The following is a 22,708-nucleotide window of genomic DNA, read 5'->3' on the forward strand; positions in this document are numbered from 1 at the left end:
AACTCCCACTCCTTACATATTTGCTAGTCCGGGGTCAATAAATGCCAAGATAGCACGAACGCCAATGAATGATAGAACGAGGAACACCCCTAGACTCACATATGTCATGATTTGCTGCGAACGAGGAGAAACGGTAATCCCCCACGTAACGGCAAACGACCAAAGCCCGTTGGAAAAATGGAACGTCGCAGCCAATACACCTGCAAAATAAAAGACCAGCATAAACGGGCTACTTAATATGTCTGCCATCATATCATAGTTAACCTCTGCGCCAAACTGGGCCTGAACCCTCGTTTCCCATACGTGCCAACTGATAAAGATGAGCAGAAAAATTCCGGTAATGCGTTGAATGAGAAACATTACATTGCGGAAAAATCCAAACCTGCGGGTGTTGTTCTTGCCGGAAAACGTAATGTAAATGCCGTAAATCGCGTGGTATAGAAGCGGCAAAAAGATCAAAAAGATCTCCAACGCGTAACGAAACGGCAAACTTTCCATAAAGGTAGCTGCCGTATTAAATGAACTTGCGCCATAAACAGCAAAGTGATTCACGATTAAATGCTGAATAAGAAATGCACCGACCGGGATCACGCCGAGCAGCGAATGCAGTCTCCGATTCATGAACTCCTGATTCTGAGGCATCGATTAGGCTCCCCTCTATATTGCTTGTTTCATGTAAGATTAAAAACGATTACAAAACGGCTTGTCTATTTTTTGATTCATCTCTCTAATCTCCTATCCTTCTTCTCTCTATAAATTCCTCCTTTTCGACACTGAACATGCACGGCGCTACAAGGTTGCCCCGTGGATCTTAAACGTACGGCTCTAGGAACCTAGACCAAGTATGTAATCTAATAAATACAGAGAAGTATCTTAGCTGGGCTTCCATGAAGTCACACGTTCGTTCATGATTCCGACAATTTTATTGTACTCGTGCACTCATTTATCGTCAAGAAAATCACTCAGTGTTCAGCATTTTCACGGGGATTTATAAAATTATCCATCTAATGGTTTCAATCGAAAAAAATCACGGTTATCTATAGTCTTCTTTTTCGGTAGCGCTTATAATGGAAAAAGAAAGTGGGGAGGTTTGTGTGTCAGAAACAGGTCGTAAATACACGGATTATGGATATGAATTACTTCGAAAAACCTTGTTGCCGGAACTCCTTAATGGAGAGCATGATGCGATTATGTACTGGGGAGGGAAGCTACTCGCCCGTAAGACCCCTCTTGATAACATAGATGAAATTCCGCCTTTTTTCGAACGCGCGGGCTGGGGAAAGATTGAAAAACAGAAGGAAGGCAAAAACCAATGGAAATACGAATTGCAATTAATGAACGATGAAAAAAAACCTGCTTTTTCCAGGCATTTGGAAGCGGGATTTTTAGCCGGGCAATTCGAAACCCTTTACAAAACGGCAGCGGAAGCAACATTGGAAAAAAAACGAAACGGGATCAAGATCCACGTCTATATTGATCCGTTTCGTGAACATTAAGGGCCTTGTCCACAGGCCCTTTACTACTCGTGCAACTTCTCCATTATAGCTTTCGCCACTTGATTAGGAATCGACGCTTGTTTAAAATCTTCAAGGCTCGCTTCCTTCATTTTTTTCAACGATCCGAAATGGCTCAACAATTTTCGTTTGCGTTTCTCTCCAATTCCGGGCACATCATCGAGCACAGAGGCGAAGGAACGTTTGGAACGTGTTTGTCGATGAAATTGAACGGCGAAACGGTGGACTTCGTCCTGAATCCTTTGCAAAAGGTGAAATTCATGGCTGTCTCTCGGGAGCTGCACTGGCTCTGCCTCTTCACCAAACAACAGCTGCGATGTTTTATGCTTGTCATCTTTTGCCATTCCAGCGACGGGCAGCGGCAAATTAAGCTCATCTTGCAGGACACTGATCGCCGCCGACAACTGCCCTTTTCCACCGTCGACAAGCACCAAATCTGGAAGAGGAGATTCTTCCCTCAACAGACGCAGGTAGCGTCTGCGGATCACTTCTTTCATGGACGCGTAATCATCCGGCCCTCGTACTTCTTTGACGCGATATTTGCGATAATCCTTTTTATACGGTTTCCCGTCTGCAAACACAACCATGGCTGATACAGGGCTCGTGCCCTGGATGTTTGAATTGTCAAACGCCTCTATTCGATATGGTGGATCGATATCAAGCGCTTCCCCGAGCTTTTCCACGGCTCGTATCGTTCGTGCTTGATCACGCTCGATGAGGTCAAAGCGTTCTTTAAGCGCCGCTTCCGCATTTTTCGTCGCGAGATCCAATAGCTCTCTTTTTTGCCCGCGTTTCGGTTCCAACACCTTAATACCGAGCATTTCCCTCATGTAAGCTGCCGACTCATTCGGCGGGACGATGATTTCTTTCGGCTTGAGATGATTGTCATCCCAATAAAATTGCCCGACAAACGTCAAAAAATCCTCTTCCGGGTTTTGATAAAAAGGAAATAGGGAGACATCCCTCTCAATCAGCTTTCCTTGCCGAATAAAAAAGACTTGTACACACATCCAACCCTTGTCATACGCGTATGCGAAAACATCCCGATTCGTTCCGTCGGTTGCCATCATCTTTTGCTTTTGCATGACAGCATCAATGTGTTCGATTTGATCACGCATCTCTTTTGCTCGCTCAAAGTTTAATTCTTCGGACGCTGCGTGCATTTTTTCTTCAAGCTCGGCACGTACGTCGTGGTGGCCGTTATTTAAAAAACGCTGGATATCATTGACGAGCGCTTCGTTTTTTTCTTGAGAGACAGGAAATTCGCAAGGAGCAAGACACTGGCCAATGTGATAATACAAACATACCCGGTCAGGAAGCGTACGGCATTTTCTGAGCGGATACAACCGATCCAACAGCTTTTTCGTTTCATTTGCGGCCAACGCGTTCGGATAGGGGCCGAAGTAACGCCCCCCATCTTTTTTTACTTGCCGTGTTTTAATAAGGCGGGGATGTTCCTCGTTTGTAATTTTCAAATAAGGGTACGATTTGTCATCTTTGAGCATCACATTGTATTTAGGCTCGTATTTTTTTATCAAGTTCATTTCCAAAATCAACGCTTCAATATTGGAAGAGGTCAGGATATATTCAAAATCCTCGATTTGCGAAACGAGTGTCTGGGTTTTCGTATCATGGCTCCCGATAAAATACGACCGCACCCGATTACGGAGAACTTCCGCTTTGCCGACATAAATGACGACGCCATGTTTGTCTTTCATTAAATAACAGCCCGGATTTCTCGGGGTCACTTCGCTTTTTTGTTTCAATGATTGCATCGTTGTCACCTCCTATCTTTTTGGGTATTTTATTCCGATGATAAACGTCCGTAAAACCCCGCTTCAACCCCGTAAGCAGGAATTAACAGGCGACTACCCATGCTGAGAGGGACAAAAATCATGCTACCGCCCCTCAAAAGGTGGTTTCCCGCTTTGAGACGGACGATTTTTGCGTTATCGTTCCTCTAAAGGGTGACTCCCTGCTCTGAGACGGACGATTTTCGCATTATTGTTCCTCAAGGGATGGCTTCCCGCTCTGGGACGGACGATTTTCGCATTATTGTTCCTCAAGGGATGGCTTCCCGCTCTGGGACGGACGATTTTCGCGTTATTGTTCCTCAAGGGATGGCTTCCCGCTCTGGGACGGACGATTTTCGCGTTATTGTTCCTCTAAGGGATGACATATCACTCTGCGAAAGTAGATCGATCAAGGGAAAGATATTTACAGAGTAATCGTGCAACGTACCATAAAACCTTTTCCTTGAGGACAAAAATTTTCGCTTTTCCCGGTAATTTTGAAACATGCCACTAATGCCAGGGGATGAAACCCCCCCTCTGATGGAAGTTTCACTGTATTGACAACCCGAAAAGAGCCTGATGCACCACCAGGCCCTTTTCCATCTGCTTTCGTTTGTCGGCTTCTTAACTAATGTGCTTCTCTAGTAATTCAACAAGCGCTTCTTTCGGTTGAAAACCAACGACTTGTTCTACTTGTTCTCCGTCTTTAAATACCATTAACGTAGGGATGCTCATGACCCCGTACTTTCCTGCTGTTTCTTTATTTTCATCAACATCTACTTTGGCAATGGTTACCTTATCGCCCATCTCGCTATCAATTTCTTCGAGAACAGGGGCAACCATTTTACAAGGTCCGCACCATGTTGCCCAGAAATCAGCGAGTACGACGCCTTCAGATGTTTCTTGGGCAAAATCCTGATCCGTTACATTTTTAATCGCCATTTTATAATCTCCTTTCATAGTCATCCTATCCATTACATCTGCATTGTAGCATTCAATTGGGGTTGCGGCTAACAATCTGCTTATTCTAGAAGTGAGAGGTGGGAAATGGGAGGTGAGATAAGAAGAGACAGTACACCTTTAATAAATGTTACTGTCCCTCATTGTCCGTATGATTATACGTCAGCAGTTACTTTTTTAAATTCCTCGATAAGCAACGGAACGATTTCAAACAGATCACCGGTCAGACTGTAGTCGGCCACATCAAAAATCGGCGACTCCGCATCCTTATTAATTGCTACGATGCATTTAGAGTTGGACATTCCGGCCAAGTGTTGGATAGCGCCGGAAATACCTACGGCAATATATAGATCCGGAGTGACGACTTTCCCTGTTTGTCCGATTTGCAAAGAGTAATCACAATACTCGGCGTCGCAAGCCCCGCGGGAAGCTCCTACTGCTCCGCCGAGAACGTCGGCAAGTTCATAGAGCGGTTCAAAGCCTTCAGCACTTTTCACGCCGCGGCCGCCGGCCACGATGACGTTTGCTTCAGACAAGTCAACGCCTCCGCTCGTCTTTTTCACGACATCTTTGATCACCGTTCGCAAATCTTTAATTTCAACGTCCGCCGTACTCGTCTCCCCGCTACGGCTGCTATCTGCATCCAACGACGGGATGTTGTTCGGCCTGAAGGTTGCAAAAATCAAGCCATCCGTGACACTTTTCTTTTCAAAAGCTTTCCCGGAATAAATCGGGCGGGTGAAAATTACTTCGTCTCCATCGACTTCTACATCGACTGCGTCGGACACGAGCCCACCGTTCAATTTTGCCGCAACTCGCGGTGCCAAATCCTTTCCGGACGATGTATGCGGTAGGAGCAAGGCGTCAGGGGATTCTTTTTCTACCACTTGGAGGAGCGCTTGTTTATAAGCGTCCGTCGTATAGTTTTTCAAATTTTGATTTTCAGCAACCAATACACGATCTGCCCCGTGATGAATAAGGTTCTCGCTCAAATCACTTACATTGTCGCCGACCAGCAGGGCTACCACTTCATTGTCCCCGGCAATCTTCCGTCCTGCGGCTATCGTTTCGAAACTGACATTTCTTAATTCGCCTTCACTGACTTCTGCAAGTACCAATACTTTTTCAGGCATGAATGGGCCCTCCTTTATATTACTTTGGCTTCATTTTTGAGTAGCTCGACGAGTTCCTGCACTTGTTCTGCCGGTTCGCCTTCTAATTTCTTGCCTGCTTCTTTTTCCGGCGGCATGAAGCGATCAACCGTTTTCGTTTTCGCTTCCAAGTCGTCTTCATCAAGATCGAGGTCATCGAGGTCAAGTGTATCCAGTGGTTTCTTCTTCGCTTTCATGATCCCCGGCAATGACGGATAACGAGGTTCGTTCAATCCTTGTTGGCACGTAACGAGTATGGGAAGTTCTGTTTCGACAATTTCAACGTCCCCTTCGATGTCACGTTCAATGTTTGCAGTCGTTCCATCGACGTCAAGCTTTGTAATCGTTGTCAATTGATTGATATCGAGTTTTTCGGCAAGTCGTGGCGCTACTTGGCCGGCTCCGTCATCGACGGCAACGTTTCCGCCCAAAATGATGTCATACTCTTTATCTTTGAAATAGGCAGCCAACATTTCGGAAATCGTATAATGGTCCACTTCCTCATCCAAGTCCTCCGTATCAAGAAGCACCGCTTGGTCCGCTCCCATGGCAAGGGCTGTTCGCAATTCCTTTTCCGCATCTTCATTCCCAACGGTGACGACGGTTACTTCCCCGTCATGGGCATCCTTGAGGACGATCGCTTCTTCGATGGCATATTCATCATATGGATTGATAACAAATTCTGCACCCTCTTCATCAATCACGCCGTCGTTGATCTCTACTTTTTCCTCTGTGTCAAACGTTCGTTTCATAACGACATAGATATTCATGCTTCTCTCCTCCCTTTCTTTTCTGAAAGAACAAAAAATAAATGATTTATGAAAGCTTGAGCACCTTTGGCAAAATGCGCACCTTTCATACGTCTTTTCTTAAACTACCACTTTTAAAAGCTGCAAGCAACATTTCGAATGCTGGTGTAGAAAGGTTTCGCAAATCATATTTGCGATCATTCATTACCCAATTAGTAACCATCTCGTCAAGGGTACCAAAGAGCATTTGCCGCCCAAGTTTTTCATCAAGATTTTGGTTGAAGATCCCTTCTTCTTTCCCGCTTCTAATAACGTCCTCCATCAAATGGACATACATTTTAAGAACCTCATTGATCTGTAGCCTCAATTCCCGTGCGGATTGGCGCATTTCCAGTTGCATCACAATGCTTAATTTCGGTTGAGCTGAAAATTGAGTCACATGCATCTGGACGATTTGCCATAGCTTTTCTTCCGCATTGTGGCATGTTTCCATTCGTTCTTCTATCGCGGAAATGAACCCCCCCATTTTCGTTCGGAAAAGGGAAACAAGGATGTCTTCTTTGTTCTTAAAATAGAGATAGATCGTACCGTCGGCCACCCCTGCTTCTTTTGCAATTTTAGAGACTTGGGCAGCGTGATACCCATGGTTTGCAATAACGGTAACTGCCGCGTCAATAATTAATTGGTATTTTTGAGAGTTTTTTTTATCTGAAGCCATGATTTCTCCTAACGCGCTTTTTGATCCCTGAGCGACGCTCTAACATGTGAATGATTCTTCATTCACTTTACCTTATACAAAGGTATCTGTCAAACTGGCAACCTCATCTTATCCCTGTTTCTGTTCCGCTTCATTTGCCTCGTGTTTCTCCATTTCTTCTTCGACAAGCGCGCGTCTTAAAACCTTCCCGACAAAGGTTTTCGGCAATTCTTCCCTTTGTTCAAAAATACGGGGGATTTTATATGCTGCCATTTTTGATCGGCAAAATGCCTCAAGATCTTCGTCACTGGCTTCTTGTCCTTCTTTTAATACAACAAATGCTTTCACCGTCTCTCCTCGATACGGATGTGGCACACCGACTACTGCCGCTTCTAGAACTGCTTCATGCTCGTACAACACTTCTTCCACTTCTCTCGGGTAGATATTGAATCCTCCGGCGATGACCATATCTTTTTTTCGGTCAACGATATAGAAAAAACCATCTTTATCTTGATATCCCATGTCACCGGTTTTAAACCAATCGCCACTGAAAACCGCATTCGTTTCCTCTTCTTTCTTCCAATACCCTTGCATGACCTGCGGACCGCGAACGGCAAGTTCTCCGACTTCGTTGACACCGGCAATTTCTCCGCTTTCCTGCTCCAATGCTGCCATCTCCGTGTCCGGCCATGGTAAGCCAATACTTCCGGTCTTATTCATATCCCAGATCGGATTGGCAGAAGCCACCGGCGAAGTTTCGGTCAATCCGTATCCTTCAACCAATTTTCCTCCCGTTTTCTCTTCAAATGAAAGTTGAACCTCTTTCGGTAACGGTGCCGCTCCACTCAAACAAGCCTTTATGGAACTCAAGTCATGTTTTTCAATATCGGGATGGTTGGTCAAACCGATGTACATCGTAGGTGCCCCCGGGAACATCGTGATTTTTTTCTTTTCGATCGTTTTTAGCACTTCTTTCGGATCGAATTTCGGTACGATGACCAACTCGGCAATGGTTAAAATCCCTAAATTCATGGCCGTTGTCATGCCGTACACGTGGAAAAACGGAAGCGCTGCCAAAATTCGCTCATTGCCTCTCTCGGTTTTATACATCCACTGGATACATTGTTCAGCGTTAACGACGAGGTTATAGTGGGTGAGCATTACCCCTTTGGGGGCACCTGTCGTCCCGCCCGTATACTGAATCAAAGCTAAATCATTTTTGGGATCGATCGCGACTTCCTCGAAACGCTTGCTTGCATTCGTCACCATTTCCTTCCAATGATGAGTCCTGCTATCATACGTTACTTCAATTTTCATTCCCATATCTTTCTTTTGGATAAAAGGATAGATTTTGTTTTTCGGGAATGGCAAGAAATCCTTAATACCGGTGACAAACACATGCTCCAGGCAAGTATTTTGCCGAACCTTTTGTACACGAGGATAGACCATGTCCAAACAGACGAGCATTTTTGCATCTGAATCCACCAGTTGCTGCTCGATTTCTCTTTCCACGAATAATGGGTTCATCTGCACAACGACTCCGCCGGCAAACAATGCTCCATAATAGCAAATCACGGATTGGGGGGTGTTTGCAAGCATGATCGCCACACGGTCGCCTTTTTCAAGGCCTAACGTTTTCAAAGTATTCGCAAACTGAAGGCTGTAATCAAACAGCTCTTTATAGGTTAATTTTTTTCCCTTAAAATAAATAGCTGTTTTTTCCGGGTATTCCTTGGCAGCCATTTCCAAAAATTCATGCAACCCTTTTTCGGAATATGGGTAGGAAGGAGCCACCTCGTCAGGGTAGTTATTCAGCCAGGTTTGGCTTTCTTTCGTCGTCATGTCGCTGCCTCCTCTTGATGTCTATTACTCTCCCCACTCTCTCTATCATAATGCAAACGCTGTCATTAATAAATATATTTTTTGTGTTTTATTAAAAAAATTCATTTTAGCACAACATCCGTGCCGGCTTTTTTCGCCGGAGCCGCCCTGGCTATAGAGCGGTTGCCAGATAGATGATTCCGATGAGAATAAAACCTATGCAGCACGTGATCAATATTTTCCCAAGTGTTTCCATGCATTTATCCCCCAAAAAGAAGAGAACGGGACGTTCGCTCCCTTCATTATTTTAATTCTACAACGGTGTTGCCGATCCCGCCTTCATTCATGCCACCGTCTCTTGTGTTTTTTACACTTGGGTGCTTTGCCAGTAGTTCTTTTACCCCTTTGCGCAACGCCCCCGTTCCTTTGCCATGGATAATATGAACACGTCCATAGCCGGCAAGCACAGCTTGATCGAGGTATTTTTCCACCTCTGTCATCGCAATTTCATAACGTTCCCCGCGCAAATCCAATTCCGGTTTTACATGAGAGGACCTTCCGGAGACACGAGTAAAACGTTTTTCGTTTTTTTCGGGCTTTGGCCGCGAGGTTTTTTCCAGTTCAACTGCCTTTAATGTCATTTTCATAATCCCCAGTTGGACACTGTATTCGTCTTTCCCGGATGTTTCGACTACGTGTCCGCTTTGATTAAAACGAGGAACGAAAACCTCTTCGCCAGGCTCATAGCTGTTCGCTTGTTGCGCTTTTCTTTTCACTCGTTCCTGCTTTTTCGTTAATTGAGGGGATGCTTTTTCCAGTCCCTTGCGTGCCTCGATGAGCTCATGCTCCTTCACCGCGTGCCCTTCTTGCTGGAGATGGCGTAAATCGGCAACGATCGCTTCCGCTTCTTGTTTCGCCTTCTCTACTTCCGCTTTTGCTTTCGCCTCTGCTTCCTCGTAGATCGATTGTTTTTGATCCTGCAATTCTGCAAATGCGCGGTCCAGTTCGCGGTGCAGTTTTTCCGCCTGTCTCCGCGTGTCCTCCGCCTCTTCTTGCGCTTGTTCTGCTTCTTGGTAGCGGGCTTCAAGCGACGTGATCATTTGTTCCGCCTGCTTCGTGTCAGCCGCCATTTCACTTTCGGCCGCTTCTATAATGTTTTCCGGCAGTCCGAGTCGCCGGGAGATGGCAAAGGCATTGCTTCGCCCCGGCACCCCCGTGAGTAGCCGGTACGTCGGACTTAGCGTATCTACATCAAATTCAACGCTGGCATTCATCACGCCACTTCGGTTATAGGCATAGCCTTTCAATTCCGTGTAATGCGTGGTGGCTACCGTACGCGCGTCGCGAGCGTGAACTTTATCCAAAATGGAAACGGCAAGTGCCGCGCCTTCGGCAGGGTCGGTGCCGGCCCCTAATTCATCGAATAGGACGAGACTTTGATCATCGACGTCTTGCAAAATGGTAATGATATTCGTCATATGAGAAGAAAACGTACTTAAGCTTTGTTCAATGGATTGCTCATCTCCGATGTCAGCAAAAACATTTGTGAAAACTGTCGCTTCCGCTTTTTCCGCTGTTGGTAAAAATAACCCGGATTGTGCCATAAGCGTAAAGAGTCCAACGGTTTTTAAAGCGACGGTTTTGCCCCCGGTGTTTGGACCGGTAATCACGAGCGAATGAAAGTCCCCCCCGATTTCCAGGTCGATAGGTACGACGTCACTTTCATTCAATAATGGATGCCGGGCTTGCGGGAAATAAAGGTAGCGGTGATCATTAAGTTGTGGTTGCACCCCTCTGATCTTCCGCGCATACAAGGCTTTGGCGGAGATAAAATCAAGCTGGGCAAGAATGTCCGTATTGCTTGATAAATGTTCCCCTTCCACTGCCACCTCTTCCGTTAACACGCGCAAAATCCGTTCAATTTCCTGCTTTTCCTTCATCCTTGCTTCACGAAGTTGATTATTTGCCGTCACTACGGATTGCGGTTCAATAAACAGCGTTTGCCCGGAGGAAGATTGATCGTGGACAATACCGCCAAAAGCATTTCGATAGGCTTGTTTAACCGGAATGACATAACGCTCATTCCGTATCGTAACGACACGGTCGGAAAGCTTAGTCTCTGCATCTTTTGAACGCAGCATCTGTTCAAGTTTCGTACGGATCGTTGCTTCAAATGTTGAGATTTGGTGCCGTGCCGCTCGCAAGGCTTCACTCGCGCTATCCAAGACGTGGCCATTTTCGCTAATCGTTCGTCGGATACTCGCTTCTAGTTTTGTTAAGGGGATAAGATCTAAAACATACGTGTGCAAATGGGGAATTGAAATCTCTTCTTCCTCTTCGAGTAATTGCTCAATAAATGCCTTCAGTTGATTTCCGGCGCGAATGGTATCACTAATGTTCGTAAAATCTTGAGGGTCGAGGACACTCCCAAGTTGGGCTCGTTTAATTTCCTCCCGGATATCATGGACACCTCCGAGAGGGACGTGCCCGCGAAAACGAAGGACTTGCTCCCCCTCGCCCGTTTCCTCCTGGGCGAGTTGCACATCCGCCAGGTCTGTATGGGGAAAAAGATGATGGATGTTGTCTTTGCCTAAGTCAGATGCTACGTGTGTCATTAGCTGCTGTTTCATTTTTTGGTATTCTAACGTTCGTAGCATATCCTCCTGCATAATTGCACCTCATTTGTCCGTCAACATTCGTTTAGTTTTTAAATGGCTTTCCAGTTTTTCCAGTGGCCAAGTATTCAGCACTTGATGCTCAAGGAGAAAAGCCTTCTTTGCCGTACCGATGCCAAACGTCATTTGCTCCAAGCCATCCGCGCGGTGCGCATCGGTGTTGATGGCAATCGTCACTCCCTGGTCAACTGCACGTTTGAGCGCGTCTGCAGACAAGTCCAGACGATTCGGGTTTGCATTGAGTTCTAACGCCGTTCCTGTTTCTGCCGCCCGTTTGAAAAGCCAGTCCAAGTCTACCAAATACCCTTGTCGTTTGCCGATGAGGCGACCCGTCGGATGGGCAATGAGATCTACACATGGGTGATCCAGCGCTGCATTTAAACGAGCGTGGATCGTTGCTTCCGGTTGGGAGAACGCGGAATGAATCGAAGCGATGACAAAGTCCAATTGTCGGAGTGTTTCGTCCGAGTAGTCAAGCGTACCGTCCGGGCGAATATCCATTTCAATGCCTGAAAAAATCCGGATGTCATCGTACTTTTCATTGACAGTACGAATTTCTTCTTGTTGGCGAAGAACACGCGCCTCGCTTAATCCGTTGGCCACTTGTAAAAATCGCGAATGATCGGTGATGGCCATGTACGTGTACCCGCGAGCGATTGCTGCTTTAGCCATTTCTTCGATGGAATTTGCGCCGTCGCTCCACACGGTATGCATGTGGAGGTCCCCTCTCACCTGTGGCAAATCAATATTTTCCCAGTTTTCTTGAAACCAATTCGTTTCAATCGTCCCTTCCCTTGCCTCCGGCGGGATGTTTTCCAAACCAAAATGGGCAAAAAATCCCTTTTCGTTTTGAAAAGTAATGATTTTGCCTGTCTCGCTATCTTCAACGCCATATTCATTAATCTTCTTGTTTTGTGCTTTCGCGATTCTTCGCATAAGCAGGTGATGGTCCTTCGAGCCGGTAAAATGATGCAGGGCGCTTGCGAAAGCATCGTCGCTCACGATTCTAACGTCAACGTTGACGGAGTAACCTTTGTCCAATTGCAACGACACTTTCTTTTCCCCATCGGCGACAATCTCGGAAATATCGGCCATCGCTTTGAGTTGTTCCCGCACGCGTTCGGGATCATCCGTTGAGATGACATAATCAAGGTCGCGCACCGTCTCTTTTAATCGCCGTAAACTTCCGGCCCGGGCAAAACGGTTGACCCTTTCAAACTGCCCCAACGCTGCTTCGATTTCTGTCGCCACTTGCAACATAAAAGCAACCGGCAAGCGTTCGGGACGCTCCTTGGTTGCGTTCAATGCATCGATGATTTTTTCTTCCGTTTTTGCCCCGAACCCCGGTAATGTTTGTACCCGTTTTTGTTCACAGGCTTGTTTTAACGAGGCTGGATCTGTGATGCCGAGTTCCTGATAGAGCTTCGCAACTTTTTTTCCACCTAACCCGGGCAATTGCAGGAGAACAGGCAAGCCCGAGGGAACGTTGGCTTTCAATTCCTCCAGTACCTCGCTCCTCCCGGTGTCCCTGAGCGACTCGATGACGGTGGCCGTCCCTTTGCCAATGCCATTCAAATCCGCGGGGTTCTCGATCTCCTCGAGGGTACGCGCTTCCCGCTCCAATGCTTGTGCCGCTTTACGATATGCGGCAATTTTAAACGGGTTTTCACCGGAAATTTCTTGATAGATCGCAATTGTTTCCAGCGTTTGCATCACTTCTTTTTTATCCAAAGACTTTTGCCTCCTTACGTTACGTCCAGACATCCGGCAACCATTGGGATAAAAACGGCGTTTGTTCAATCATCCATCTGGCGACCGTTGAATTGGCAATCGTATCCTGAACGACTTCCACAGGAATTAACGCGGCCACAAACAATAAGACAAAAACGACGAGGTATCCTTCCACGAAACCTAAAACGCCTCCGAGCAGATTATTGAAGGTGCGCACAATAGGCAGGTAGCGAACGAAGTCGAGCAACGAAGCAATCATGCGCAACAAAATGCGCGTGGCAAAGAAAAGAACAGCGAAGGCAATTCCATTATAATACACACTTTCCAAGCTAAACGCCGGGATCATCATGCCTCCATTGCCCCCATCCAAAAATTGGGGATACGGAAGCCACAGTCGTAAATAATCGGCGAACGGGCTAAAAAATACAAAGGCAACAATCAGCGACCCGAAAAAACTAACAAGATGAAAAAATTGCAGGACAAGCCCCCGACGCAACCCTACAAAGAACTTTGCGAGCAATATCAATACTATAAACAGACTTAACATTCGTATTTAATCCTCTTCTTCCGACATGGACCCTTGATCCTTTTGCATTTTTAAATAATCATCTGCAATATTGATCGCTGTAAGGACAGCGAGGCGCCTCGTATCAAGGTAAGGGTTAACTTTTCTCATTTCCCTCATTTTAGCATCAACGTGCCTTGAAACATCATCGACGTGACGCTTGGATTCATCACTGATAACTGTATATTGATCTCCATAGATCGTGACCGTTGTTCGTCTTTTCTCCTGATTGTTTGCTTGTTGATCAGCCACCTGCGAGCGCCCCTTTCCCCTCGTCCGTGTAATGATTTCTATTAAAAAATTGCTCAACATCCGGAAACACTGGAAGCGGCTGCTTCAAGGCTTAAAGCAAGGTGCTCGAAACTACGCTTCCTTGTAAATTGGGGTTCTTTCTATTTCTTCAATAAACGAACATACTAACCCTATGTTATCTATCATCATAACAGATTCCGAAGTCAATGAAAAACAACGGGCAAGGACCTTTTTGAATATTGCATGGAGGCGTTTGACGTTCCAATTTCAGCGGTCGCTCCGTTTTTATATCGAACCAAGCCATTGAAAAGAGCACCCGGCGGGTGCTCTCTTCTACTCGCGCAAGGTTGCGCCTAGACGCGAACGAAGGGCGGCTACAATTTCTTCATGAATGTCCGCAATCTCTTCGTCTTTCAGTGTGCGTTCGTGGTTTAGATAAAGGAGCGAATACGCGAGCGACCTTTTACCGGCTTCGATGTTGTCCCCTTGATAGACATCAAACAGATGAATAGCTTCCAACCATTCTCCGGCGGCTTCCGCAATGACCGCTTCCACTTCAGCCGCGGCAATGTTTGCATCGGCAACAACGGCCAAATCCCTTCTGATGGCAGGAAAACGAGGCAACGGTTGATAGCGGAATTCTTCATTATCCGCGGCAAATATCACTTTTGCGTCTAATTCAAACACGTAAGTGGCCGGCAATCCATGGGCCTCTTGTTCGAGTGGATGAAGCTGCCCAAGGAACCCAACGGTTTCGCCATCAATGAGTACTTCCGCGGATCGCCCGGGGTGCATGCCTTCACGTTTGCGGGCGCGAAAAGATGTGTTATTCTCTTTTCCCGCTTGCTTTAACATCCCTTCAACAATTCCTTTTACGACATAGAAATCGACCTGTATTTCTTCCCCGTTCCAAGCATGGTTGTGCCATTGGCCACTTAAGACACCCGCTACATGTTCATGCTCTGTCGGTTGCTTATTTTCATCCGCGTCCGGTTCAAAGACGGCCCCAATTTCAAACAAAAAGACATCTTCCAGCTGTCGATTCGCATTATATACACCGGCTTCCAAAAGATGAGGGATCAGACTTCTTCGCAACACTTCACGTTCTTCACTCATAGGCATGAGCACCTGCATCTGCCGATCACTTTGGTGCAGCAAAAATTGATCTGCTTTTTGTGCACTTGTGAGGGAATAAGTGATTGCTTCTTGTATTCCCGTGCTTTCCAGAAAACGGCGAAGCTTGCGACGGCGTTTTTGCTCGACTGTCAATGCCCCCGCTGAGCGCGCACCAATCGGCAATGTCGTCGGGATACGATCATACCCATACAGACGCGCGACTTCTTCGATTAAATCTTCTTCAATCGAAAGATCGAGGCGTCTGGAAGGAATACGGACTTGCCATTCATTTCCGAGATCCGTTACTTCCAAACCGAGCCGATGCAACAACGTCTCGACTTCATTCACCCCAAGTGCCGTCCCAAGCCGTCGATTTAACCGCCCTAAATGTAAATAAACTTCTTGTACAACCGCCGGTAACTCCCCCGATTCAACCGTACCTTTCAACACAACGCCACCGGCAACTTGTTCCATTAACGTAACTGCCCGTTCCGCGGCTTCGGCCGTACGCTCGAAATCAAGCCCTTTTTCGAATCGCTGGCTTGATTCACTGCGTAACCCTAACCTCCCGGACGTTTTCCTTACTTGCAATGCGTCAAACTGTGCCGATTCCAGCAACACACTGGTGGTGTCCGCCTGCACTTCTGCTGAGGCGCCGCCCATCACGCCCGCGATAGCTACCGGGGTATTGCCATTCGTAATCAACGTATCCTCACTGGTTAGCGTTCGCTCCTGCCCGTCCAACGTCTCGATTTTTTCTTCTTGTTCCGCTCGTCTCGTTACAATTTTCTCCGAGCCAAATCGGTTATAGTCAAACGCATGAAGGGGTTGCCCATACTCCAACAATACGTAGTTTGTTATATCGACAATATTGTTGATCGGGCGAATGCCGGCGGCCATTAAGCGTGTTTGCAACCATAGCGGCGATGAATCCACCGTTACTTTATCAATTACTTTCGCCCCATAATAGGGCACATCTTCACCATTGGTCACGTCAACGGCGATACGGTCCGCGGCATTTTTGCGAATCACCCCATGGGTATGATCAGGATGATGAATCGGTCGGTCCAGCAATGCAGACAATTCGTAAGCGACCCCAAGCATGCTTAAACAGTCCGGCCGATTCGGAGTCAAATCCAGTTCCATGATCACATCATTCAAACCGAGGATCTCAAGTGCATCGTCCCCAAGCGTTGCGTCTGCCGGCAATTCGACAATTTGATCTTGTTCTGTTTTCGCCAGCAACTGTTCATTAAAACCTAATTCATCCAAAGCGCAAATCATACCCGCAGATGGTTCTCCGCGAATCGTCGTTTCTTCTATTTTCTTATTCCCCGGCAGCGCAGTTCCTGGCATTGCTACGGCGACTTTCTGTCCTTTTTGCACATTGCTTGCCCCACAAATGATTTGCTTCGTCTGTTCGCCCACATCCACTTGGCAAACCGTTAATTTTTCAGCTCCCGGGTGAGAGGTTGTCTCCTTCACTTCACCGACCATGACACCATTAAGGCCATCATGATAGCGATGGAGCCGATCAACCTCTACCCCTGCGCGGGTGAGCTTTTCAGCAACTTCCTCCGGGGTTACATCCGATAAATCAATATAATCCATTAACCATTGATAGGAAACGAGCATCTCGTTTCACCTTCCTTCTTATGAAAAATTTACAGGTGTTGGAACTGTGATAAAAAGCGCGTGTCATTCGTGTAAAAATGGCGGATATCGTCGATCCCGTATTTCAGCATGGCAAAGCGTTCCACACCCATGCCAAACGCGAAGCCGCTATAGACCTCGGGGTCAAAGCCATTTAATTCCAAAACACGAGGGTGGATCATCCCCGAACCTAACACTTCAATCCATCCGCTTTGCTTGCATATTCTGCAACCTTCTCCGGCACAAATGCCGCAAGTGACATCAATCTCCGCCGATGGTTCCGTAAATGGGAAAAAACTCGGGCGCAATCGAATCTCTCGCTCTTGTCCAAAATACTGTTTGACGAATGTATCGAAGATTCCTTTTAAATCACTCATGCGCACGTTTTTATCTACGTACATCCCTTCAATTTGCATAAATTGATGAGAGTGGGTCGCATCATCTTCATCGCGTCGATAGACTTTCCCAGGGCTAATGATTCTCACTGGCCCCTCTCCCTCATGCTTTTGTAACGTCCGTGCCTGTACCGGCGACGTTTGCGTGCGTAAAAGCGTATCCTCACTGATGTAAAATGAATCTTGCATATCCCGAGCCGGATGGTTCGGAGGTAAATTGATCATTTCGAAATTAAAATAATCGGTTTCCACTTCCGGCCCTTCTGTTACCTCAAAGCCTAAGCCGATAAAAATATCCTCGATTTCTTCCACTACAGCCGTCAGCGGGTGGGTGGAGCCTTGAGTCATCGGCCTCCCCGGCAATGTTACATCGATTTCTTCATCTTCAAGCCTTTGTTCCAATTCGGCTTTCTCAAAAACATCTGTTTTCTTGGCCAGTGCCTCTTGAATTGTTTCGCGAACCTCATTGGCCTTTTGGCCGACGACAGGACGTTCTTCGGCAGATAGTTGGCCCATCCCGCGCAGAACACCCGTAATGGCACCTTTTTTTCCAAGATATCGGATGCGCACTTGTTCAAGTGCTTTCTTGTCACCGCTTGTCTTTACGGCTTCGAGCGCTTCCGATTCAAGCGCCTTTAATCGTTCAATCATCTCATGTATCCTCCTTCGCCCAGCAATACGATATCGCCAGTTTATTTTTCGAAAATAAAAAACCCCCGCCCCTAAAAAAGGGACGAAGGTTTCGCGGTACCACCCTTGTTAACGACACCAGCTGTCGCTCACTCATGCAAATAACGGCTTGCACCCGGTACACTTTTTTTCGGTAATAAATGACCCGTCATTCCAGTGCCAACTCCAGAGTGAATTCCTAAGTTCTTAACGCAGGGAAGCTCCCAATCCATGACTTCCCCTTCCTGGCCGCCAGTGTTCCAAGTACTACGCTCTTTCATTGTTTTTTCGTTATGCTTGGTATTACAAACAGTATAATCCGTTTTTTTATCTGTTTCAAGTCATGAACGATCAATAACCGGCCCGGTCGCCCATAAAGCTTTCGATCATTTTATATTCTTCTTTTTGCAATGGTTTTTCTGCCGGTCCTTCGATAATTTCTCCGGTGTAGGAAAATCTTGATCCGTGGCATGGGCAATCCCAGGTACGGTCCCCGTCGTTCCAATTCACCTCGCAGCCCGCATGTGTACAAGTCGTATCAACGACGTGCAGGTCGCCATCTTTATCCCGATATGCGCCTTTTCGTTTTCCTTCTACCCGCACGACAGCCCCTTCGTCTTTTGCCAAGGATTTCATTTCCTTATTGGATGACTCTGCTTTCCCTTCAACAAGATGCTTCGCCACATCGAAGTTTTCACGAAGAAAATGTTTCAGGCTGGGGTCGGCATGAAAACGGGTTGGTGTAAAGAGGTCTGCGAATCGGTTCTCTTTTTCCTGAACAATATCTCTAAGCAACATTGCAGCGGCCGTTCCATTGGTCATTCCCCATTTTCGGTAACCGGTGGCGACAAGAATGTTCTGCTCGGAGGTTTGCGAGGTCAAATGGCCGACATATGGAAGTTTGTCCAGCGTCGTCAAATCCTGCGTGGACCAACGATTGACTTGTTTTTCGATGCCGAGCACTTCATCACCGAACGTCTGCAAAGCGTCGTAATGCTCATGGGTGTCTATCCCCTGTCCCGTTTTATGGCTTTCTCCGCCGACGAGGACTAACTCTTCGCCCTCAATGTTGGCAGAACGAAGCGAACGAGTGGGTTGATCCACGCTTAAATACATGCCACCCGGGTAGGCCGTCTTTGATTTTATGGCGGTAACATAGGAACGCTCCGCGTGCATTCTTGTAAAATAAAAACCGGTCCCTTCATAAAACGGAAAATGGGAACACGATAAAATATATTTTGCCTGGATATCTGCTTCGCGGGTGATAACGGATAGTTCTTCTCCCCGTTTCACGTGGACGGCGGTTGTGTTCTCAAAAATCCGTCCGCCTTTGTCGACGATTGCTTGTACAAGCGGTGCCAAGTAATGAAGTGGGTGAAATTGAGCCTGATCCTTCATCACCAATGCATTTTTGACGTTAATATCAATTGGGAGTTCCTCGAGAAGATCCCCGTCGATGTTGAGTTTTTCATAAGCCGCTGCTTCTTTTTCCAATTTCTTCTTATATTTCGGAGTGGTCGCGTAAATATAAGCGTCTTGCCTGCGGAAATCACAGTTGATTCCATGTTTGTCAATTGTTTCACGAATGAAAGCCATCGCTTCCATATTCGCTTCATAGTAAAGCCTTGCATTTGTTTCGCCCAAATGTTGAATAAATTCATCATAGATCAGTCCGTGCTGAGCGGTTACTTTCGCGGTGGTATGCCCGGTTGTTCCATTGAGCAACTTCCCGGCTTCTACCAACGCGACTTGGAAACCTTCTTGAACGAGGAGATATGCGGCTGTAATGCCCGTGATCCCACCTCCGACGATAACAACATCTGTTTTCATATCATCTTTTAACGGATCAAAGTCCGGTAGGTCGACCGATGCTTGCCAGGAAGTTTCCGCAAACTTTTCTTGCGTTTGTTGATCTGCCATTAAAAGCGCTCCTTCATTAGAAAACTTGGCTTTTCGCCAAGCTTTTATGGCGAAAGCCTTAGTTGCACTTATGCAAGTAAGAAAGTTGGTTTATACTTTCTTACCTGCTAAATATAAGATACCGTTATTATTTACAATTTATATGGTGGTATGCGTAAAGGACACGCGTGCAATGGCGCATTGGGCACGCGACGTTCGGGGCAGAGCCCTTGTTCGGACATATTACGGCCTTTTCGTTGGGAAACTGTCCGAGGTAGGCCCGGGTTCGGACAGTTTATGCTTGCATCCTGGCAAAATTGTCCGAAGTACGTCTAGGTTCGGACAATTCAACACCGTTTTTTGTAAATTTGTCCGAGCTCAGAACGCATGGCGACCTAATTTAGTCGAAGCAGGCCTTTTCGATCGTCATGAAGCGGCCTTACACCTTAAAAAGGCGAACGGAGAGCTCCCGTTCGCCTTTACGCTGTTTAATTTTTAAATTTATTAACGCGTGCTTTTTTCTCTTCAAGTGTATGTGCTTCCCCGTCTCTTCGGTCATCAATGCGTATATCGGTGGAAATTCTTGCCCATCCACGCTGCACCGGGACATTGTGAAGCGCTTGAATCACGGTGAACAAATCTTCGATATCACCCTCAATGACAGTACTCATTGGGGTTAACTCATAACGGACTTTGTCCTTATGCTTGTCCAGCTCTTCATGAATGGCCGCGACTTCTTCGCCTAAACTTCGGGTTTTCTCTTCTACAATCGGCACAATCGAAATATCTGCCATTGCCATGATCAAAGTCCTCCTTCAACATTTTCCTCTATAAGACCGATTCCCATTTCGTCCCAGTCAAAAACATCTTTTTTCAGGGGGCTCTCCTTAAGCCACCATGCTGAAGACTTGGAATTAAATTCAATTTATTGCGATATGATCCATAGTTCGGACAATTTTTTCGCCTCAGCCCTTAGAGTGTCCGAGCTTCCTTATGATTCGGACACTTTTAATGATCCAGGAACTCTAATTGTCCGAGCTAATAATTAGTTCGGACACTTTTTATATTTGTAGTCCCTAAATTGTCCGAACCCACCACAGGTTCGTAAAATATCACAAATAATACGACGCATTTGTATGTCCCAATCGTTTGAAATGTTTGTTCAAAACCCTCCTGACGTTTTTATGTCCCTCTTCAATCGCACACCAATCACAAATGGCTTTTGTCGTTAATGATTTGTTTGGAAAAAGATATTTATACTAATTAACGGTTCTTAAAACCGCAACTTCTGACTTTTCCTTCATTCCGCATTCATGACAAATCCATTTATTTTGCCTATTGGATAAAAATGCAAAACATACAGGGCAAACGATCCCTCTTTTCAATTGATGATAATCATAATCCGGCACACGGGTGAATGGGGATTTGGTTAAATGGCGGGAAACTAAATGTCTGGCAAGATGCTCTTGCTTTTCGCTGATGTTTGCAGGGGTGTCATTTAAGCTTTTCATAAAACGATAGAGTTGGTTCGGAAAAACTGCAGGAAGGTGAAAAGAAGCATTATACAAATAAAATTCGGGGTTGATAAAGACAAGTTGGGCGTTTACAGGGTAGTCCAGCTTTAGAGACTGAAGCAACTGGCGGAATGAGGATTCACTTCGTTGCAATTGCAGGAGGGGGTTCTTTATTTCTTTACCGTTGACGGTATTCCACCGCTGTTCGTTGGTATAAAAGTCGCCTTCAAAATTTTTAACATCTACAAGGTAAATAATTTTTTGAAAAATTAACAGGGAATCAATTTGAAAGACGGTTTGGTTATGTTCAAGCAACAAATCATTGATCACAAGACAATCGCTTGAAAGTTTGTCCCTCAGCAAACGATCATATTGTTTTTCACCTTCGAATCCCTTTAAAAGATTCCAGTAACGTCGCTTATCTTCTGCCGTAAGATGCATTCTTGGTTTCAATAATCGTAGATAGGTTAATTCGGAAGGTTCTTCACGTTCTTTGATTTGACGCATCCCTTCTCCCCTTTCAATATCGTTTCTATCTATATTAAGTGAAACAGCTAGCGATAACAAGCACTACCTTGAAAATTTTCGGTAGTTCGGACAATTTTATCGGCTTGGATACGTAAACTATCCGAACTAATCCATGGTTCGGACAGTTTCGTTCGTCTTAAATCCTAAAGTATCCAAGCTACCATCTGGTTCGGACAATTTTAAAGGTTTGGGTGCGCTGATTGTCCGAACTCACCCGTGCGTAACTCACCGCATCACACTGCCGCCGGAGATTTTCAAACTTTCTCCAACGATATTGACAGCGGCGTCCGTGAGCAGATAGGCAATGGTGTTTGCCACTTCTTCCGGTTCCGTGATCCGGCCCGAAGGCAACCCTGCTTGTACAGTCCTCATCTGCTCTAAATACGTACGATCATTCCGCTCCGCTTTTCGCTCAATAGACTGCTTTCCCATTTCTGTGTTCACAAACCCCGGGCTCACCGCGTTCACTCGCACCCCATGTTCGATCGCTTCGACGGCAAACGATTGGTTGAACCCGATCAAAGCAAATTTGCTGCCGGCATAAGCAGTGTTGGCAAAAGTGCCCCGCATGCCTGACAAGGAAGATACGTTTACGATTGCTCCCCGTTTCCGTTTCATCATTTGCTTATACACATGTTTGCTGAGCATGACAGTCGAATGGTAATTCAAATCCATCAGCTCACGCAAAAAATCTTCATCCATGTCTTCGACTTTTTGATTACCGACGATGCCTGCGGAATTAACCAATCCTGTAACCGATCCGAACTGAGCCGCTGCATCTTCCACAAGCTTGAGGCGGTTTTCTTCGGACGTGAGATCAGCAGGCCGCACATAGATATTACTGGAATCTTCCAATTCCCTTCGCAAATCGTGGAGTTTTTCCTGGTTCCGGCCGGTAATCGTCACAAATGCTCCCATCGACGCGACCAACTTGGCGGTTTCCTTGCCAATGCCGCCCGTGGCTCCTGTAATTAACACGTGTTCATTTTGCAATGCGGTTTCTGAAAAAATCATCGTATCCCTTCT

The 22,708-nt window shown here is 46.2% G+C and carries 18 protein-coding genes and 1 other annotated feature; of the genes, 1 reads left to right on the forward strand and 17 read right to left on the reverse strand.

The window, feature by feature from the left end; genetic code table 11:
• Positions 1 to 12: 12 nt before the first annotated feature.
• Positions 13 to 642, reverse strand: a complete 630-nt coding sequence (locus DT065_RS07180) for a succinate dehydrogenase cytochrome b558 subunit (RefSeq protein ID WP_114372067.1) — start codon at positions 640 to 642, stop codon at positions 13 to 15.
• Positions 643 to 1,094: 452 nt separating this feature from the next.
• Between DT065_RS07180 and DT065_RS07185 the strand changes: the two genes are divergently transcribed.
• Positions 1,095 to 1,496 carry a DUF2507 domain-containing protein gene (locus tag DT065_RS07185; RefSeq protein ID WP_227002756.1) on the forward strand — a complete coding sequence of 134 codons (402 nt, stop codon included), beginning with the start codon at positions 1,095 to 1,097 and terminating at the stop codon, positions 1,494 to 1,496.
• A gap of 23 nt (positions 1,497 to 1,519) precedes the next feature.
• Here the strand turns inward: DT065_RS07185 and uvrC are convergent, their stop codons facing one another.
• The 16 genes from uvrC to DT065_RS07270 form a co-directional block, all read right to left on the reverse strand.
• On the reverse strand, positions 1,520 to 3,289 hold the full coding sequence (uvrC, locus tag DT065_RS07190) for an excinuclease ABC subunit UvrC (RefSeq protein ID WP_114372071.1): 1,770 nt from the start codon (positions 3,287 to 3,289) through the stop codon (positions 1,520 to 1,522).
• A gap of 642 nt (positions 3,290 to 3,931) precedes the next feature.
• Positions 3,932 to 4,249 (reverse strand): thioredoxin, encoded by a 318-nt coding sequence (gene trxA, locus DT065_RS07195; RefSeq protein WP_114372073.1) that lies wholly within the window; start codon positions 4,247 to 4,249, stop codon positions 3,932 to 3,934.
• Between the two features lie 173 nt (positions 4,250 to 4,422).
• Positions 4,423 to 5,400, reverse strand: coding sequence for an electron transfer flavoprotein subunit alpha/FixB family protein (locus DT065_RS07200; RefSeq protein WP_114372075.1), 978 nt, complete (start codon positions 5,398 to 5,400; stop codon positions 4,423 to 4,425).
• Between the two features lie 14 nt (positions 5,401 to 5,414).
• Positions 5,415 to 6,188 (reverse strand): electron transfer flavoprotein subunit beta/FixA family protein, encoded by a 774-nt coding sequence (locus tag DT065_RS07205; protein ID WP_114372077.1) that lies wholly within the window; start codon positions 6,186 to 6,188, stop codon positions 5,415 to 5,417.
• A gap of 85 nt (positions 6,189 to 6,273) precedes the next feature.
• Positions 6,274 to 6,885, reverse strand: a complete 612-nt coding sequence (gene fadR, locus DT065_RS07210; RefSeq protein ID WP_114372079.1) for a fatty acid metabolism transcriptional regulator FadR — start codon at positions 6,883 to 6,885, stop codon at positions 6,274 to 6,276.
• A 108-nt stretch (positions 6,886 to 6,993) separates the two neighbouring features.
• On the reverse strand, positions 6,994 to 8,706 hold the full coding sequence (locus tag DT065_RS07215) for a long-chain-fatty-acid--CoA ligase (protein ID WP_114372081.1): 1,713 nt from the start codon (positions 8,704 to 8,706) through the stop codon (positions 6,994 to 6,996).
• Between the two features lie 281 nt (positions 8,707 to 8,987).
• Positions 8,988 to 11,354, reverse strand: coding sequence for an endonuclease MutS2 (locus DT065_RS07220; RefSeq protein WP_114372083.1), 2,367 nt, complete (start codon positions 11,352 to 11,354; stop codon positions 8,988 to 8,990).
• A gap of 9 nt (positions 11,355 to 11,363) precedes the next feature.
• Positions 11,364 to 13,124, reverse strand: a complete 1,761-nt coding sequence (polX, locus tag DT065_RS07225) for a DNA polymerase/3'-5' exonuclease PolX (RefSeq protein ID WP_114372085.1) — start codon at positions 13,122 to 13,124, stop codon at positions 11,364 to 11,366.
• The gene (locus DT065_RS07230) at positions 13,111 to 13,638 is read right to left on the reverse strand and encodes a CvpA family protein (protein WP_114372086.1); all 528 of its coding nucleotides are present in this window, start codon (positions 13,636 to 13,638) and stop codon (positions 13,111 to 13,113) included. Before DT065_RS07230 ends, polX begins: the two co-directional genes overlap by 14 nt.
• Positions 13,639 to 13,644: 6 nt before the next feature.
• A complete protein-coding gene (gene zapA, locus DT065_RS07235; RefSeq protein WP_227002757.1) occupies positions 13,645 to 13,908 on the reverse strand; it encodes a cell division protein ZapA in 264 nt (87 codons plus the stop codon).
• A gap of 333 nt (positions 13,909 to 14,241) precedes the next feature.
• Entirely contained in the window at positions 14,242 to 16,659 is a 2,418-nt protein-coding gene (pheT, locus tag DT065_RS07240; RefSeq protein ID WP_114372090.1) for a phenylalanine--tRNA ligase subunit beta, read from the reverse strand.
• A 29-nt stretch (positions 16,660 to 16,688) separates the two neighbouring features.
• Complete coding sequence (pheS, locus tag DT065_RS07245) at positions 16,689 to 17,723, reverse strand: phenylalanine--tRNA ligase subunit alpha (RefSeq protein ID WP_114372092.1); 1,035 nt, start codon at positions 17,721 to 17,723, stop codon at positions 16,689 to 16,691.
• Between the two features lie 75 nt (positions 17,724 to 17,798).
• Positions 17,799 to 18,031: a binding site (T-box leader), on the reverse strand.
• 61 nt (positions 18,032 to 18,092) lie between these two features.
• On the reverse strand, positions 18,093 to 19,661 hold the full coding sequence (locus DT065_RS07250; RefSeq protein ID WP_227002758.1) for an FAD-dependent oxidoreductase: 1,569 nt from the start codon (positions 19,659 to 19,661) through the stop codon (positions 18,093 to 18,095).
• Between the two features lie 467 nt (positions 19,662 to 20,128).
• Complete coding sequence (locus DT065_RS07260) at positions 20,129 to 20,440, reverse strand: MTH1187 family thiamine-binding protein (protein ID WP_114372096.1); 312 nt, start codon at positions 20,438 to 20,440, stop codon at positions 20,129 to 20,131.
• A 459-nt stretch (positions 20,441 to 20,899) separates the two neighbouring features.
• Positions 20,900 to 21,661, reverse strand: a complete 762-nt coding sequence (locus DT065_RS07265; RefSeq protein WP_114372098.1) for a nuclease-related domain-containing protein — start codon at positions 21,659 to 21,661, stop codon at positions 20,900 to 20,902.
• A 246-nt stretch (positions 21,662 to 21,907) separates the two neighbouring features.
• A complete protein-coding gene (locus tag DT065_RS07270; protein WP_114372100.1) occupies positions 21,908 to 22,696 on the reverse strand; it encodes an SDR family NAD(P)-dependent oxidoreductase in 789 nt (262 codons plus the stop codon).
• Between the last annotated feature and the right edge of the window lie 12 nt (positions 22,697 to 22,708).

The organism is Salicibibacter kimchii (assembly GCF_003336365.1).
Lineage (GTDB): Bacteria > Bacillota > Bacilli > Bacillales > Marinococcaceae > Salicibibacter > Salicibibacter kimchii.

Excerpts from the sequence above, each read along its gene's own strand:
- DT065_RS07215 (WP_114372081.1), bottom strand. The coding sequence starts at position 8,706 with ATGACGACGAAAGAAAGCCAAACCTGGCTGAATAACTACCCTGACGAG.
- DT065_RS07270 (WP_114372100.1), bottom strand. The coding sequence starts at position 22,696 with ATGATTTTTTCAGAAACCGCATTGCAAAATGAACACGTGTTAATTACA.
- DT065_RS07205 (WP_114372077.1), bottom strand. The coding sequence starts at position 6,188 with ATGAATATCTATGTCGTTATGAAACGAACGTTTGACACAGAGGAAAAA.
- DT065_RS07265 (WP_114372098.1), bottom strand. The coding sequence starts at position 21,661 with ATGCGTCAAATCAAAGAACGTGAAGAACCTTCCGAATTAACCTATCTA.
- DT065_RS07230 (WP_114372086.1), bottom strand. The coding sequence starts at position 13,638 with ATGTTAAGTCTGTTTATAGTATTGATATTGCTCGCAAAGTTCTTTGTA.
- DT065_RS07250 (WP_227002758.1), bottom strand. The coding sequence starts at position 19,661 with ATGGCAGATCAACAAACGCAAGAAAAGTTTGCGGAAACTTCCTGGCAA.
- pheS (WP_114372092.1), bottom strand. The coding sequence starts at position 17,723 with ATGATTGAACGATTAAAGGCGCTTGAATCGGAAGCGCTCGAAGCCGTA.
- DT065_RS07260 (WP_114372096.1), bottom strand. The coding sequence starts at position 20,440 with ATGGCAATGGCAGATATTTCGATTGTGCCGATTGTAGAAGAGAAAACC.
- trxA (WP_114372073.1), bottom strand. The coding sequence starts at position 4,249 with ATGGCGATTAAAAATGTAACGGATCAGGATTTTGCCCAAGAAACATCT.
- uvrC (WP_114372071.1), bottom strand. The coding sequence starts at position 3,289 with ATGCAATCATTGAAACAAAAAAGCGAAGTGACCCCGAGAAATCCGGGC.
- pheT (WP_114372090.1), bottom strand. The coding sequence starts at position 16,659 with ATGCTCGTTTCCTATCAATGGTTAATGGATTATATTGATTTATCGGAT.
- DT065_RS07200 (WP_114372075.1), bottom strand. The coding sequence starts at position 5,400 with ATGCCTGAAAAAGTATTGGTACTTGCAGAAGTCAGTGAAGGCGAATTA.
- DT065_RS07220 (WP_114372083.1), bottom strand. The coding sequence starts at position 11,354 with ATGCAGGAGGATATGCTACGAACGTTAGAATACCAAAAAATGAAACAG.
- DT065_RS07180 (WP_114372067.1), bottom strand. The coding sequence starts at position 642 with ATGCCTCAGAATCAGGAGTTCATGAATCGGAGACTGCATTCGCTGCTC.
- polX (WP_114372085.1), bottom strand. The coding sequence starts at position 13,124 with ATGTCTGGACGTAACGTAAGGAGGCAAAAGTCTTTGGATAAAAAAGAA.
- fadR (WP_114372079.1), bottom strand. The coding sequence starts at position 6,885 with ATGGCTTCAGATAAAAAAAACTCTCAAAAATACCAATTAATTATTGAC.